This window comes from Terribacillus saccharophilus (assembly GCF_002272075.1).
GTDB classification, from domain to species: Bacteria; Bacillota; Bacilli; order Bacillales; family Amphibacillaceae; genus Terribacillus; species Terribacillus saccharophilus_A.
In genome coordinates this window covers 14,286-30,111 of sequence record NZ_NPBJ01000025.1, presented here as the reverse complement: position 1 = coordinate 30,111, position 15,826 = coordinate 14,286, and the positions used below count along the sequence as shown (strand labels likewise).

The following is a 15,826-nucleotide window of genomic DNA, read 5'->3' as shown; positions in this document are numbered from 1 at the left end:
GTTTTTTCTTGTACTTATTCATTTTTATATAAATCTAAAGTACAAATTACTAATATAATAATGGATGACCATGCGTTTATTATTTATCCAGGCAGGTGCTAAAGATGAAAAGGAGTATCAGTATCCTATCGGCTCTTATTTTCCTAGTATCAACATGTATAACTTATTTCAGCTTATTTGAAACGAACTCACAATTACCTGTTGCTATAATCATTATCTTTGCATGGGTATTGCCGCTTATTGGCTTGATAATGGGAGCGGCCGGGGGGAAAACTCTCTTTAAATATATCGGGTTTTACGGTAATCTTCTTTTACTCCTTGTTACAGTACTCTATCCAGTAGTCATATCTTTTATATGGAATCAACCATGAGCGAGTACTTCACAAAAAAAATGCGTATCCTCAATTGGATACGCATTTTTTCATTTTCTCTTCAGCTTATAACCGATAGATAGAATAATAACCCATATCGGCAAGATAAGCAGTGCCAGACGGTAATCCGGAATGAAGCCCATAATCACAATTACTGCTACCAAGAATAGCAGTACCAAGTAGTTAGCTATAGGATATAGCGGCATTTTGAAAGATAACTTACTTGCAGCTGCCTTTCCAATTCGCTTCCGAAAAGCTAAGTGGATAATGACAATCATGATCCAGTTGATGACAACAGCGATTGTCGCAATTGCCATCAAATAGCTGAACACTTTCTCAGGGAACAAGTAGTTTATAACAACTGCTATAGCTGCTACTCCTGAGGATACAAAAATCGCTGCTACGGGAGCACCTGTCCGTTTGCCGACTTTCCCTAAGAACTTCGGTGCATTCCCTTGCTTTGCCAAGGAATGCAGCATACGTCCGTTGCTGTAAAGACTGCTATTATGTGCAGAAACTGCTGCAGTAAGAACAACAACATTCAGGATACCTGCAGCAGCCGGAATTCCGACACCATCAAATATCTGTACGAATGGGCTGCTTTGACCGTCAATTTCATTCCAAGGAAAGACTGCCATGATAACAAGCAGAGCACCAACATAAAAGATTAAAATCCGATAGACAACCTGATTGATTGCCTTCGGTATCGTCTTCTTCGGCGTGTCCACTTCACCTGCTGTGATACCAACAAGTTCGACTCCGCCGAAACTGAACATAACCAAAACAAGTGATAGTACGACACCTGTCAGGCCATTCGGCATGAAGCCACCCTCATCAAATAGATTAGAGAAACCAGTTGGTACGCCGCCATTTCCAATACCAGTGAAGATGATAAGCAAGCCAAGAACTATCATCCCGATAATTGCGACAACTTTGATGATGGCAAAGTAAAATTCGAACTCACCATACAATTTAACACTTAAAAGGTTGATACATGTAATCAAGACAAGGAAGCCGAATGCTGTCACCCAAGTAGGAACACTTGGGAACCAATACTGCACGTAAATACCGACGACTGTCAGCTCCGCCATGCTTACTGCCACATAATTGAACCAATAATTCCAGCCGGAAAAGAATCCGAAGAAATTGCCTAAGTTTTGATAAGCGTAATAACTGATAGAACCCGAGTTCGGTGAATCTACAGAAAGCTCACCCAATGCGCGCATGATGAAGAAAATCATAATACCACCGACTAAGTACGCAAGTGCAATTGCAGGCCCAGCCAGTCCGATCGAGGAAGCAGAACCATAAAACAAGCCTGTTCCGATTGCTCCGCCAAGCGCAATCATCTGTACATGACGGTTTTTCAAACCTTTGTGTAAATCATTTGATGCTCGATCATTTCTTGCCATGTCTATGCCCCTTGCTAACTATCTCTTCAATTGTTCTAGTCTGCTTGTGTAAAGGGACCGAATGCTTTGCCAATCGGAAGGACTGTCTGTCCATAATGACCGTTCAGCACTGCAGCAGCAGAACCATAGAAAGATAATAGTGAAATAATTAATTCCGCAACGCCCGCAAGCGTATGAGTTAGTTCATATGCTATATCAAATGAACTTAAAGATAAACCGATAAATAGAAAATCAATAGCTACAAATATAAAAAATAGTACTTTATGTGTCCCCATAGCACCAACTGTCATGAAGAGACTGAATATAAGATATCCGATAAAAGCTACACCTAATTGGCGGCTGTCTGCAGCGGTTTGCAAGTTTTCTCCAAACGCACCAAGCTGAATGAGCCAGCTCATGCCGACACCGAACCAAAATAAACCGAAAGCGCCAAAGGCTGTAGCACCGAAGATATTATTGTGTTTAAAGTCCTGAGCGGAAGCAATCAGCTGCGCAATGCCTCCTAAGAAGAATGCCCATGGCAGAATCATGGAAAGTCCCTCTGTCAAACCAAGTTTTTGCGAAGATGCTACTAAAGTGACCATTGCTAGGCCAAATAATCCTAATGCGCTAGGATCAGCAGTCAGCACCTTGACTGTCTTTGTTGTTTCCAAATCTTTTTCCCCTCTCTAGATGCTTCTGTATAAATGAAAAATCGGGATCCCCTAGAAGTTTATTGCAAGAAAATTTAGTATAATTAATAAATCCGACTTGTCTAAATACAGAAGATTTTCTTATCATACACATTTTACAGGGGAGAATCCAGTCTATGAATATTTTTACAATTAAAGAAATGACAATCGCATCCTTACAAGCTGACTTAGCATCTGGAAATACAACATCAGTACAGTTAGTTCAGACTTATCTAGAGCGCATTGCAGCAGCAGACTCCAAGGAAGGCGGAACAAATAGTGTACTCGAAATCAATCCAGATGCATTATTTATTGCCGAACAAATGGATATGGAAAGAAGAGAAGAAAAACTGCGCGGTCCGCTTCATGGCATGCCCGTTTTAATTAAAGACAATATAGATACAGCTGACGGTATGCATACAAGTGCCGGAACCTTCGTTCTTGCTAATAATTTCGCTACGCAGGATGCCTATATCGTGAAACAGCTGCGGGAAGCAGGTGCCATCATTTTAGGTAAGGTCAATATGACTGAATGGGCCAATTTTATGTCGGAGCCGATGCCAAATGGTTTCAGCGGCCGCGGAGGCCAAGTACGAAACCCTTATGGCAGCTTTGATGTCGGTGGTTCCAGTTCCGGCACTGGTGCATCTATTGCTAATAACTTGGCAGTGGTCGGCATAGGAACAGAAACAAGCGGCTCGATTCTAAGCCCTTCAAGCAGCAATTCATTAGTCGGTATAAAGCCCACTGTCGGACTAGTATCCCGCAGTGGAATCATTCCGATAGCGCACAGTCAGGATACTGCTGGACCCATGGCAAGAACAGTTCAAGATGCAGCACTCCTGCTACAAGTGATAGCTGGCCGAGATAAAGCAGATCCGGCCACTCTATCCGCTCCATCTCTTCCGGATTATACTGCGTCTCTTCAAAAGGATGGATTGAACGGAAAACGTCTTGGTATAGATAAACAAACAATGGATAGTCTTGCCCCGGAAAAACGGGAACTGATGGAGAAAGCTTTTACCGCATTACGCGAGCAAGGCGCAGAACTTATCGAAGTAAATGTCCCTGAGATTACGAGAGAATCCAGTGTGCTGTATCATGAATTCAAGCATGGCGTGAATCGATACTTAAGAACGGTCTCCCCGTATCTGCCCGCGCACACATTAAAAGAAGTAATTGAATGGAACCGCATCAACACCGAGACTACGCTCTTACACGGTCAAGATATTCTTGAAACCGCTGAGAAAACAGATGGAACTTTAAAACAGACAGAATATCTGCGGGATCGACTAGCTGACTTACGGGAGTCTCGCACAGAAGGGCTAGATCAAGTGATTACAGGTGCAGAACTCGATGCAATCATCTTCCCTAGCTATTTTGGATGTGATATAGCTGCTAAAGCAGGCTATCCTTCCATCACTATACCTGCAGGCTACACAGAGGCTGGTGAACCATTCGGAATTACGTTTACAGCTGGTGCTTTTGAGGAATCTACCTTAATAGAAATCGGCTTTAGCTACGAATGCGCTACACAGCATCGAAAAGCACCAAAATAATCCATTCTAGAATACAGTTGAAATATGTCCCCTTGTATAGTAAAGTTAGGGAGGTTTTCAATTGCATAAGAACTCATTGATTTGCATAGGCACTCATTAATCAATGAGAATAGTACGCAGCTTGGCTTGTACAAAAAGCTGCATCTGGACCGAATAGGCTCAGAACGATCACGTGAGCTAACCTACACGTGCTGCGCTATCTTAATTATTTTAGAATGATGCTGTTGTATATAATAAGCCGTTCAGATAGAGCAAATCTATCTGATACGGCTTTTTTTAGTAAGTACCCAACAACATGCCATACTATAGACGAGGTGAAAGAAGTGAGCAACAAACATAACAACACAGCGCCCGGCCTACAAAGAAAGCTCAAAGCCCGTCATTTAGGGATGATCTCACTTGGAGGTACAATTGGTACCGGCCTGTTCCTTGCCAGTGGGGGTGCAATCAGTGAAGCTGGTCCTGGCGGTGCACTGCTGGCCTACGCTCTCATCGGTTGTATGGTCTTCTTCCTGATGACCAGCCTAGCAGAAATGGCTGCCTTCATGCCCGTATCAGGCAGCTTCAGCACATATGCAACCAAATTTGTCGATGAATCACTTGGCTTTGCACTTGGCTGGAACTATTGGTTCAGCTGGGCATCGACTATTGCAGCAGAACTTGTTGCCGTGACACTGATCATGGATTTCTGGTTCCCGAATTCCCCATCTTGGATTTGGAGTGCAATCAGTCTGATCATCATGTTTCTCTTGAATTATATTTCCGTTAAAGGTTTCGGTGAATCTGAATATTGGTTCGCCTTGATCAAGGTAATCACAGTTATCATCTTCATCATTGTTGGTCTTTTAATGATCATCGGTATTTTGGGTGGAGAATCTCCAGGTTTCTCAAACTTTACGACAGGTGACGCTCCATTCAATGGCGGATTTCTTGCTTTGATTGGTGTGTTCATGGCAGCTGGTTTTTCCTTCCAAGGTACGGAATTACTTGGAGCTGCAGCAGGAGAAGCCGACAACCCGAGAGAATCCATACCAAAGGCGATTCGATCCGTCTTCTGGCGTATCTTGTTATTCTATATTCTCGCTATCTTCGTCATCGGGATGCTCATTCCGTATACAACAGAAAGCTTGGCAAGTGAAGATGTACAGCTGAGTCCATTCACACTCGTGTTTGAGAAAGCCGGTATCGCTTTTGCAGCATCCGTTATGAACGCAGTCATCTTGACAGCTGTCTTATCTGCCGGTAACTCCGGTATGTATGCGAGTACGCGTATGCTTTGGAACCTTGCCAAAGAAGGAAAAGCTCCTCGCTTCCTTGGAAAATTGAACAAGAACGGCGTTCCGGTGAATGCCTTGATCGGTACGGCAGTTGTAGGGTGTGCGGCATTTCTTACTTCCTTCTTCGGTAACGGTGTCGTTTATACATGGTTATTGAATGTAGCTGGTATGACTGGCTTTATTATCTGGATCGGAATTGCAATCAGTCATTATCGTTTCCGTAAAGCGTATGTAGCCCAAGGCTATGATCTCAAGGACTTGCCATATACAGCGAAGTTCTACCCATTTGCACCGATATTCGCGCTCACACTGAGTATCATTGTAGTAGTCGGACAAAGCGTATCTTCCTTTACAGAAGACGGCTTCGATCTTGGTGGATTCATTGCTTCTTATATCGGCATTCCAATTTTCATGCTATGCTGGCTTATTTACAAAGTAAAATATAAAACCAAGATGCATAAACTGGAGGATGTCGATTTGACAACTCCTGAACATGAAACAGCCCCGGAATGATTCCGAGGCTGTTTTTTAATAATATCCTGGCATTGCCAAAATCATAGTGATTATGAAAATGAAATAGATGATGATAAATGCCTGATAGCACAATCCAATGATACCGCATACTCTTCCTGCCAAATATAATGCCTTTGAAGCTTCTGTGTCTTCTGTTACCTTGATACTTTTATTTGCGAATATAAGTGCAAGAATACCTGTTATGATTCCTATTACTGGTAGTGTAATCGACAGAATACCAAGTGCCAGCGTGCCTGATGGTGAATAGCGTTTCTCCTCCATACCTTCCACTCCTTCCTTTATTTCTCATGTATATTCCCTTCCAACTTGTTATTATAGCTTATTTTTTGGATATAGAAAAAGCGTGCGGATCCCGCACGCTCTCCTTTATTTGAATACGTTCTTCACTTTTTCGACAGTATAATGGCTGCCGCCTTTATCCTGGACACCTTCTACCATCATGCTGATCAGCATGTCCTGCTTATCGTAATCATAAGCAACGAACCAGCCATTTTCCGTACCGTTCTCATCATCCTGGCTTTGCTTCAATTCAGCAGTACCAGTTTTACCAGCTAGCGTCAGACCATCCACTACAGGGTTATGTGCTGAGCCGCGCTCGTCTTCTACAACACCACGTAGACCTTCCGTAATAGCATCTGCTCCATCTTTCGGCAGCACACCCTCATGCCACACGGTCGCTTCTTCTGCTTCAGACTTAAGCAATGTCGGCTTGATCAAGTTACCGTCATTGATGAAAGGTGTGTAAGCAGCTGCTAGATGAAGTGGAGACATAAGCACTTGCCCTTGGCCATAACCGGAATCTGCAAGAAGTGTCTCATTATCAAGACCTTCATTGGAGATAGACGATGTTGCCGTTGGGAATGCATAATCCAGTTCTTCATCGAAACCGAACGACTTCAAGCCTTTCTCGAAGTTTTCCGCTCCTGTATCCACTGCTGTCATCGCAAAGTAGATATTATCAGATGTTATCAGCGCATCCTCGAGATTCACATCCGATAAGCTCTCAGATACACGTGTCACACTGTAATTACCGAACTTGCCATCATTGTCCCATTTAAGCCCTTCGATATGCTTCTTCTCATCTGGTGTAATGACTCCATTCTCCAATCCAATAGCTGCTGTAAGCGGCTTGATGGTGGAACCTGGTGCATAAGCTTTATTGAATTTAGCTGAAAACGGACTGTTCTCATCATTGGAAAGCTTCTCGTATTCTTCATCATTCCAGCCAAAAATGAAGTTATTCGGATCATAAGATGGCGCACTCACCAATGCCAGCGTAGCTCCTGTTTTTGGATCCAAGGCAACGGAAGCACCGCTATCATCCTTCAACTGATCGTAAATCTTTTCTTGCTTATTGATATCGATGGTTAGCTCGACATCTTCACCATTTTTTACATCTGTCTCAGCAATCACTTCTTGTTCATCGCTGTCTTCCGAAACTGTATAGATTTTCCAACCTAATGTTCCACGAAGCTGGTCCTCATAAACTGATTCCAAGCCTGTTGAGCCAACAGAGGAGTTAGCATCATAATTAGAAGCATTGTCATCCTTCTCAAGGAATTCCGCATCTACTTTCTTCACATATCCAGTCAAATGTGCTGCTGCTTCTCCATATGGATAATATCTTGAAGTTGTATCCGTACTCTGCACACCTGGAAGTGAAGTTACTTCCGAAGCTAGATCACGCTGATCTGGGCGCAATGTTTTAATCGGAACATCTACTTCATCCGTCACCCAGCTCTGCTCCAGCAAGCTGTCAATATCTTCCCGATCCATCTCAAGAAGTTCAGCCACTTGATCCAGCGTCTCATCCCGTGTCATCCCGTCACCTTCCAGCTGACCAGGGATGATACCAATAGAAGGAACAGTTGCGTTGAATGCAAGCTCTTCTCCATTCGCATCCAAAATCCGGCCGCGTTCTGGTTCGACAGAAGTGATGCGGACGCTTTCGTTGTCATTAAGCTGTGCAAAGATATAGGAAGGATCCCAATTCACTTTCCATGTTGCACCGTCTTCCCCATCTACTTTGACAAGCTCTGCGTCTTTGTCAAAATTCACATCTCCGGCAACTGTCTGCATGGATACAGACAAAGGCAGCTGCTGCGTATCCGCATCTGACTTCTCTTCGTCCTCGGAAACATCACCAGCAGTAACTTTTAAATCGGATACGCCAGATTGATCATAGATATCTGTATAGCGTTTAACGAAATCTTCCTTGGAGATCTCCTTTTGCGATTCTTCTGTCAGCTGCTCGTACATTTTATCGAAATCCTGAGCGTTCCAATTGTCGACAAACTGATCAAGACCATCCTTTGCTGTCTGATCATCCGAACAAGCAGAAAGCAGGAACATCATACTCAACACAAACAACAATGCTGCTAATCGTTTCATAGCTCACCTTTCCTGTCTCTTTAAACTGTTCCCTAATTATAGCATAGGGAAGGAAAAACTTTGCAGATAAAAACCAACTATTTCCCAGGAAATAAACGAATACTGTCGAAAAAAAGAGCCTAGGAAATAACTAAAATGCTAGTACTTAAAAATAAAAAAAACCTGTAGTAAGGATGAATTATCCTCGTACAAAAACCCAAACATATGTGAATCTTTGTGAAGAATCACGACATAGTTCGGGTTTTCGTTTAGCTGAAATACTTTTTTCCCAGCCTCTTATATATGAGAAACAATCGCTTCGATCTGTCCTTTCAACATATAATTGTTGATGTGAACAGGCAGTACGAAATGATCGCCTTTATTCAATTGATAGGATTGATCATCCAAAATGATTTCTCCGTTTCCTTCTATAATGCTGACTTGCAAGAATGAATCTGGAGCTTTCAGTTCAGCTTCTCCTGATAGTTGCCAATGATAGACTGTAAAGTACTCACTTTCTACAAGCTGCTGCTCTGTTAGTGCACCATTCGTCACAGGTGATTTTCTTGTTTCATTAGTTACATGCGGAACAGTCGAGACGGCTTTAGCAGAATCCAGATGCAGCTCCCGTCCCTTTCCCTGATCATCTTTACGATCATAGTCATACACACGATACGTAATGTCTGAGCTTTGTTGTGTTTCCAAAATAACGATTCCTGCTCCGATAGCGTGGATTGCACCACTTGGAACATAAACGAAATCACCTTTCTTCACTGGAACCCTTTGCAGTAATTGATCCCATTCTCCTTGATCAATCATCTGTTCCAGCTGCTCTTTCGTTTGTGCATGATGGCCGAAAACAATTTCAGCACCAGGCTCTGCATCGATTACATACCAGCATTCCGTCTTACCATAAGGTTCGTTCTCCACTTCTTGCGCATAGTCATCAGCGGGATGCACCTGCACAGACAAGTCCGTCTTAGCATCAAGGATCTTCACAAGTAATGGATAATCTTCATTGTCATGTTCCCCGAATAATTCACGATGGTTCTGCCATGCATCCAATAATGTTTTCCCAGCTAATGCACCATTCCGTATCTTACTTGGTCCGTTTGGATGAGCAGAAATTACCCACGCTTCGCCAGTTTGATTGGAAGGCAAATGATAACCGAATACATCTGCAAGCTTAGTACCTCCCCAGATCCGCTCTTGCAAAGCGGGCTCCAGAAAGATGGGCTCTTGTTTATACATAAATAATCTCCTCACTTTTAGACACTATCTTCTCTCCATTATTTTACCAATAGTTATCTTCAGCGACTATATATAATTGTTGTACGACCCTACAAGTTTTTATATGATGAAATTAACTAGCTAGGAGCCTTCAGCCGAGAGTGTATAACGTTTTAGGGATCATCAGATGAGGAAGTAAATAAGAGTAGATTCTTATACAGGAAGGAACGGAAATTATGGAAAAAGAAATCCACTATTCCACTAATATAAGAGATGCCTTCTTTCGCCAGGTTATCGATTATGTAGGTGCTGGTGTTGTTATCACTGACCCTTCGTTACCAGACAATCCAATCATCTATACGAACAAAGCATTTGAGAAGGTTACAGGCTATAAAACAAATGAAATCATCGGCCAGAATTGCCGATTTCTCCAAGGAGAAAAAACTTCTAGAGAAGACGTGGCGCGAGTACGAAAGGCAATTAAAGAAGAACAATCCATTATTGTAGAATTGCTGAATTATCGAAAAGACGGAAAGCCTTTTTGGAACGAGCTTTCTATGTATCCGATTTTTGTTCCAAGTGAAGATAAGATGTATTTTGTTGGCGTGCAACAGGATATATCCCATCGTAAATCTGAAGAAATGAGGTCAGAGGACTATAAGCAAGAAGCCTCCCTGCTATCAACTCCATTTGTTCCGATTTCCGAAAAGATCTGCATATTACCTCTAGTCGGAAATATTAATGCAGAACGCTGGGAAGAGATTTATCAGCGGATTTCAGCACATGTATATGAACACGATGATGAGGAAATCTTCATCATGGACCTGCAGGGCATTCAGAATATGAATGACGATGTCCATAGCGGAATTCTCGACTTCATAAGTTGCTGCAAGTAATGGGAGCACGGCTCATCGTTACAGGAATTGAACCGAGAACTGCAAAAGCAAGTGTAAAACTGGCAGACTTCCGTAAAAAGCAAATATCCTTCTATGCAACTGTTCAGCACGCCTTAGAAGCAATTCGCGCCAGCCATTAGAAAAACCGCTGCTATTAAGCAGCGGTTTTCTTAATGAATTTGTGCTCTGATGATTTCCGAAATTGTTTCCTTTGGCAGCGGTTCGTGCTGCCGCTCCCAATCAGAAATGAGCGCTATATATATTTTATAAACTAGAAAGGCAAGCAGCTCAGGATCATGTTTGGTAACAATACCTTTTGCCTTCTCTTTCATAATAACTGACTTGATATAATCAAGAATCTGTCTCTCTACTTGGGTAAGAATCTCTAATACTTCTGCTGTACCCAATTCTTTTGCTTCCTGTCCCATCTTGATCAGCAGCTGATGATTTTCACGAAATCCGAGAATCGCATCCAGCATTGCTTGGATATTTTCATGAAAAGCTGCTTCCTCCTGTATTGCTGTATCAGCTGCTTGTCGCAACTGCTTCATTGTCCGTTCAAGGATGGTGGAGAACAATGACTCTTTGCTATCAAAGAACGTATAAATCGTGCCCTTTGCTACTTTGGCTATTTTCGCAACAGAAGCCATCGTCGTCGCTTTGAAACCGAATTGACTAAAAGACAAAGCTGCTGCTTCGATGACTCGTTCTTTTTTATCTGTAATCATTGTTCTCTACCCCTTTTTCTTTTACATAGAAACTGCAGGCTCCTCTTCTTCATTATTCTTTTTGAATTTACGAGTCTGCAAAATATATACGAGAATTGTCAATGCTAAGAATATCACAGAAAAGATGCTCAGGTAACCTGCTTGCCGCCATAGAAAGTCCCAGTCATCGCCAATGGAGATAATCTCCCGGAAACCATTAATTGCATATGTCATCGGGACAAACTTATGAACAACTTGGAAGAATTCCGGAAGCAATGCTACCGGATAAGTTCCTGCGCCTGCACCAATCTGGATCAACAATACAATGATACCTAAGAAGCGACCTACATTGTCCAATGCAACTGTGAGCAGTTGAATAAGCAGGAAGCTTGTGATGCTGAATAGGATGGCGAATAGAAGAAGCCGCCATTCACTATGCACCTGTAAATGGACCACATGAACAAGCATGATTACTGCAAATATAGATTGAAGCACACTGACAAACAGTACGATACTGAATTTGCTCAGGAACCAAGCAATACCGGATGTCGGTTTACTTGCTGGATCACGAAGCGGGAAGATATTCGTGAATACAAGCGCTCCAACAAATAGTCCAAGAGAAAGGATGTATGGCGCGAGTCCTTCTCCATAGGTATGCACAGTACTCAATTTTTCATCCTTCACATCCGTCGGACTAGCAAACATAGTATCTGTTTTATCACTTGTACTGATGTTTGCATCTTCAGCACCTTTTGCCAGCTCATCATACAGTTCATTACTTCCATCTGTCACACTTTGTGTACCATCGGATAGAGTTTGAGAACCTTCTGTAAGCTGCTGTGCTCCATCAGATAGCTGCGGACCATTCGCGTTCAATTGATCAAGTCCTGCAGTTAGCTGCGTACTGCCTGATTGCAGCTGATTCAATCCCTCGCTTACTGATTGAGAACCTGAAACTAGTTCAGGGGATCCATCAGCCAATTGACCGACCCCGTCCGTATACGCATTGATTCCGTCATTTAAATCTGTCTGTCCAGATTGAATAGCGGTAGCACCAGCTAAAAGCTTACCTGTGGCATCATTAATGCCGTTCAGGGCTGATTGTGTTTGCTGTGCACCTTCGGCCAGCTGATTGATTTGACCAAGTTGTGTTGTTACTTCTGTAAGTTGCTGCTTGATCGCTTCTGGATCGATATCCGGGATCTGTATATCAGGTGAAGATTCGCCAATCAGTTGGATTTGATTTTTAAGTTCTTCTTTCTGCTCATCTGACAGACTACTGCTTGCAATTGCATCCTCTATCTTCTGCACTTGTTCAGCTTGCTGACTTTCCACTTGCTGCTGGGATTTTTGCAGCTGCTCTGCTAATTCCATTAAGTCAGTCAGTCTCGTTTTAGCATCTTCCAAGACACCTTTGACTGCTTGTGCTTGCTCATTTGCCGAGGTAATTCCGTTATTTATCTCTGGGAATTTACCAGCCAATTGGTCCGTTGCTTGCTGCAATTCATTTAGGCCGCTTGTCAGATTATCCATGGCAGAGACCAATTCATCCGACCCACTAGTCAGTTCCCCACTCTTTCCATTCAAAGCTTGCAAACCATCATCAACTTGGTTAATTCCTTTATCAAGCTCAGGATATTGAGAAGCAAGACTCTGAACACCTTGATCCAATTCCTGCATTCCTTGATCTGCTTCACCGACTTTCTCTGTATAGGTCGCTGTGCTAGTCGACAGGCTAGCCAAGTTTTTGCTTAAGTTCTTTGCACCTTCATTTACTTCGTTCGAACCATCTGCAAGTTCCTTGGAACCTTCACTTGCCTTTTTAAGTCCATCCGCTACATCCGAAAGACTGGCAAAAACGGAATGTGCGTACTCCTCTGTTACTTGCTCAGCCACTTCTTTCTCCAGCTGCTGCATTGCAGTATCTGTTATTTTGGAGGCTGGATAGTTCTTTCCAGGGTTGGAATAGTAATCAATATTCATTTGTTTTGGATCATCATCCAGCAATGTAGCCGCATTTGCGGAAAAATCTTCTGGAATTTTTACAACCATATAATAATCCTCAGACTTCAGTCCATCCATTGCTTTCAATTCATCAACGAACTTCCAGTCAAATTTATCATTGTCTTTCAGGTTATCCACAAAATCATCTCCAACATGGAGATTTTTACCTTCAAATGTGGATCCTTTATCTTTATTCACGACAGCAACTGCTAAGTTATCAGTTTTATTATATGGATCCCAGTTAGCCGCCAGAAAAATAGTACTGTAAAGCAGCGGAACGACTAATATACCGCAAATGGCAAGGAGCATTTTCCGGTCTTTCCATATGCGAAGCCATTCTTCTTTCAACATGTTCATAACTTTTCCTCCTATATTGTACTTCACGAGTTGTCCACATAGACCGAATGACCAAAAACGATTTATGGTCAATTTACTAGACAATAATAGCAGAAAAAGCCTATTACGGCAATGGATAGACGCAATAAAAAGCATGTAGTCGCTTACATTGTTTTATCCACTTTAATTGTGCATAACTTGTGCATAACCTCTTTATACACAACATTCCACACACTATGAACAACTTATCAACAAACTTATCCACATATACACATGACAGATTCTTTATTTAGTAATAAGAATATTTGTTCGCTACGAAATAGAGTATGTTATCCTCACGTGCATCCACAGGTTGTGCATAACTAAAAAAGACAACCTATTAGGCTGCCTCATTACTGTTCACTTAATGTGACGGTCGTCTCATTCTTCTGACCATCACGGTAATATGTTACCTTCATTTGATCTCCGATTTGTTTATCTTCATAAAGATGTTTTCGCAAAGATGTCATATCATCGATTGGCTGACCATCCAGCTCTGTAATTACATCCAACTCCCTTAATCCTGCATTTTCCGCAGGAGATAGAGCTTCAAGACTCCAAATATAGACACCATTTTCCATGTCATCTGGTAAACCGAGATGTTCTGTCCGTTCCGATGCCGGTATTTCATTCAATGAATAAGCTTCTACTCCTAAATATGGACGCTCTACTTGCCCATTCTGTTCAAGCTGCTCCATGATAGGCACTGCGCTATCAACCGGTATTGCAAACCCAATTCCTTCAACAGAGGATTCAGCGATTTTCATCGAATTGATACCAATCAGCTGCCCTGCCATATTGATAAGAGCACCGCCGCTGTTACCAGGGTTGATTGCAGCATCTGTCTGCATAACATCTGCTTGCCAATCTGCTCTGCCATCTCCATTGAAATCCTGAGGAACAGTACGGTTGACTCCGCTGATGATACCTTGTGTAACTGATCCTGAGAACCCTAGCGGATCTCCGATTGCAATTACAGGCTCACCCGTTTTAACAGTAGAAGATGTCCCTACTTCAATTACCTGCTCCACTCGGGAAGCATCCATTTCCAAGACTGCTAAATCAGTGAAAACGTCACTGCCTAACAGCTTTGCGGAAACTTCCACCCCATTATGGAGGATAACATCCACATCCTGTGCACCTTCGACAACATGATGATTGGTCACCACATAGGCTTTTTCGCCTTCTTTTTTATATATGACACCAGATCCGCTTCCTGCGGTACTCTCCTCCTGTGAGAAAAGTGCATCACCCTGCTGCAGGTTTACAACGCCAACGACTGCTGGAGCCGTTTTATCAACGATATCTGTAATGCCCGATTGAACATCCACACTAACATTCTGTAAATTGGGATTCTGATTCGAATCCGAAGCAAGCTGCGTAGCTTCTCCTTGCTGTGACTGTGATTGGTCATCCGGCGTTAGACTGTCTCGATCAAGGCCATAAGCAACAAGCAATACAATACCGGCTCCGATAATACCGCCCAAGATAGCTGGCAGCAGCCAGCTTGCGCGCTTCGGTTTTTCCGGTTCCTTGTGGTGATCATCAAAATAGTCCATGTTAGCCTCCGTTCCAATTCTTTTCGATATAGTTATCTTTCCACCATTTCGAAAAATTAAACTATCTGGAAAATCGGTGTAGGTGTTTTTGGATCAGTATCATGCAATTCAATGTGTCTATTCAAATCAAAGCCTCGCTCTTGCAGAATATTTCCTACAGCAAGCCGTGCAAGGTCCTTCATGTTGTTATCGCGGCTCAAATGCGCGAGATAAATGCGCTTCGTGTTGTTATCAATCAAGTCTGTAAGAGCAAGCGCGCTGTCTTCATTGGATACGTGGCCAAGATCACCTAATATCCTTCTTTTCACATTCCACGGATAGGCACCCATCTGCAGCATACTTACATCATGGTTTGCTTCAAAAATATAGGCATCTGCTTTCTCAACGATTTTTTTCACTCGATCGGATACATAACCTGTATCCGTCACTAAAGCTACTTTTTTACCTTCGTGATGGAAAGCATAAAACATCGGCTCCGCCGCATCATGAGATACACCAAAGGATTGCACATCCAGATCTCCAAACGTTTTCGTCTCTTCCATGTTAAAAACAAATTTATGATCCAAAGGTATTTTCCCGATGCTGTTCTCCATTGCTTTCCATGTCTTTTCGTTTGCATAGATCGGCAAATCGAATTTCCTTGCTGCCACACCTAATCCTTTTATATGGTCACTATGTTCATGTGTGACTAGGATTTTCGTCAGTGACGCCGGATCAATTCCTGCCTCATCCAATAAACGTTGCAGCTCCTTGCCTGTTAGACCAGCATCGACTAGGATGCGCTCTTTTTCCGTTCCGATAAAGAACGCATTCCCTGAACTGCCGGAAGCAAGTACGCTAAAGCTTAACGTCATGCTGTTT

General features: G+C 42.6%; 13 protein-coding genes. 4 read left to right on the top strand and 9 right to left on the bottom strand.

Annotated elements, in window-relative coordinates:
- Nucleotides 1–421: 421 nt before the first annotated feature.
- Both CHH48_RS13580 and CHH48_RS13575 read right to left on the bottom strand, forming a co-directional pair.
- Nucleotides 422–1,783 carry an amino acid permease gene (locus CHH48_RS13580; RefSeq protein WP_095219691.1) on the bottom strand — a complete coding sequence of 454 codons (1,362 nt, stop codon included), beginning with the start codon at nt 1,781–1,783 and terminating at the stop codon, nt 422–424.
- 35 nt (nt 1,784–1,818) lie between these two features.
- Complete coding sequence (locus CHH48_RS13575) at nt 1,819–2,436, bottom strand: acetate uptake transporter (RefSeq protein ID WP_095219690.1); 618 nt, start codon at nt 2,434–2,436, stop codon at nt 1,819–1,821.
- A gap of 155 nt (nt 2,437–2,591) precedes the next feature.
- Between CHH48_RS13575 and CHH48_RS13570 the strand changes: the two genes are divergently transcribed.
- Entirely contained in the window at nt 2,592–4,013 is a 1,422-nt protein-coding gene (locus CHH48_RS13570; RefSeq protein WP_095219689.1) for an amidase family protein, read from the top strand.
- 323 nt (nt 4,014–4,336) lie between these two features.
- Entirely contained in the window at nt 4,337–5,803 is a 1,467-nt protein-coding gene (locus CHH48_RS13565; protein WP_245840386.1) for an amino acid permease, read from the top strand.
- A gap of 15 nt (nt 5,804–5,818) precedes the next feature.
- On the opposite strand, the gene CHH48_RS13560 is transcribed toward CHH48_RS13565, so the two are convergent.
- From CHH48_RS13560 to manA, 3 genes are all read right to left on the bottom strand, one after another.
- Nucleotides 5,819–6,085 (bottom strand): hypothetical protein, encoded by a 267-nt coding sequence (locus CHH48_RS13560; RefSeq protein WP_095219688.1) that lies wholly within the window; start codon nt 6,083–6,085, stop codon nt 5,819–5,821.
- 105 nt (nt 6,086–6,190) lie between these two features.
- Nucleotides 6,191–8,215 (bottom strand): penicillin-binding transpeptidase domain-containing protein, encoded by a 2,025-nt coding sequence (locus CHH48_RS13555; RefSeq protein WP_095219687.1) that lies wholly within the window; start codon nt 8,213–8,215, stop codon nt 6,191–6,193.
- 276 nt (nt 8,216–8,491) lie between these two features.
- Complete coding sequence (gene manA, locus CHH48_RS13550; protein ID WP_095219686.1) at nt 8,492–9,445, bottom strand: mannose-6-phosphate isomerase, class I; 954 nt, start codon at nt 9,443–9,445, stop codon at nt 8,492–8,494.
- 215 nt (nt 9,446–9,660) lie between these two features.
- Between manA and CHH48_RS13545 the strand changes: the two genes are divergently transcribed.
- On the top strand, nt 9,661–10,320 hold the full coding sequence (locus CHH48_RS13545; protein WP_095219685.1) for a PAS domain-containing protein: 660 nt from the start codon (nt 9,661–9,663) through the stop codon (nt 10,318–10,320).
- Entirely contained in the window at nt 10,320–10,460 is a 141-nt protein-coding gene (locus tag CHH48_RS19600; RefSeq protein ID WP_176466448.1) for a hypothetical protein, read from the top strand. The genes CHH48_RS13545 and CHH48_RS19600 overlap by 1 nt, the downstream gene beginning before the upstream one ends.
- A 30-nt stretch (nt 10,461–10,490) precedes the next feature.
- Here the strand turns inward: CHH48_RS19600 and CHH48_RS13540 are convergent, their stop codons facing one another.
- The 4 genes from CHH48_RS13540 to CHH48_RS13525 all read right to left on the bottom strand — a co-directional run bounded on the left by CHH48_RS13540 (nt 10,491) and on the right by CHH48_RS13525 (nt 15,819).
- Complete coding sequence (locus tag CHH48_RS13540) at nt 10,491–11,048, bottom strand: TetR/AcrR family transcriptional regulator (protein WP_095219684.1); 558 nt, start codon at nt 11,046–11,048, stop codon at nt 10,491–10,493.
- Nucleotides 11,049–11,069: 21 nt separating this feature from the next.
- Nucleotides 11,070–13,388, bottom strand: a complete 2,319-nt coding sequence (locus CHH48_RS13535) for a YhgE/Pip domain-containing protein (protein WP_176466447.1) — start codon at nt 13,386–13,388, stop codon at nt 11,070–11,072.
- A gap of 371 nt (nt 13,389–13,759) precedes the next feature.
- The gene (locus tag CHH48_RS13530; protein WP_095219682.1) at nt 13,760–14,965 is read right to left on the bottom strand and encodes a S1C family serine protease; all 1,206 of its coding nucleotides are present in this window, start codon (nt 14,963–14,965) and stop codon (nt 13,760–13,762) included.
- A gap of 56 nt (nt 14,966–15,021) precedes the next feature.
- On the bottom strand, nt 15,022–15,819 hold the full coding sequence (locus CHH48_RS13525) for an MBL fold metallo-hydrolase (RefSeq protein ID WP_095219681.1): 798 nt from the start codon (nt 15,817–15,819) through the stop codon (nt 15,022–15,024).
- Nucleotides 15,820–15,826 lie beyond the last annotated feature (7 nt).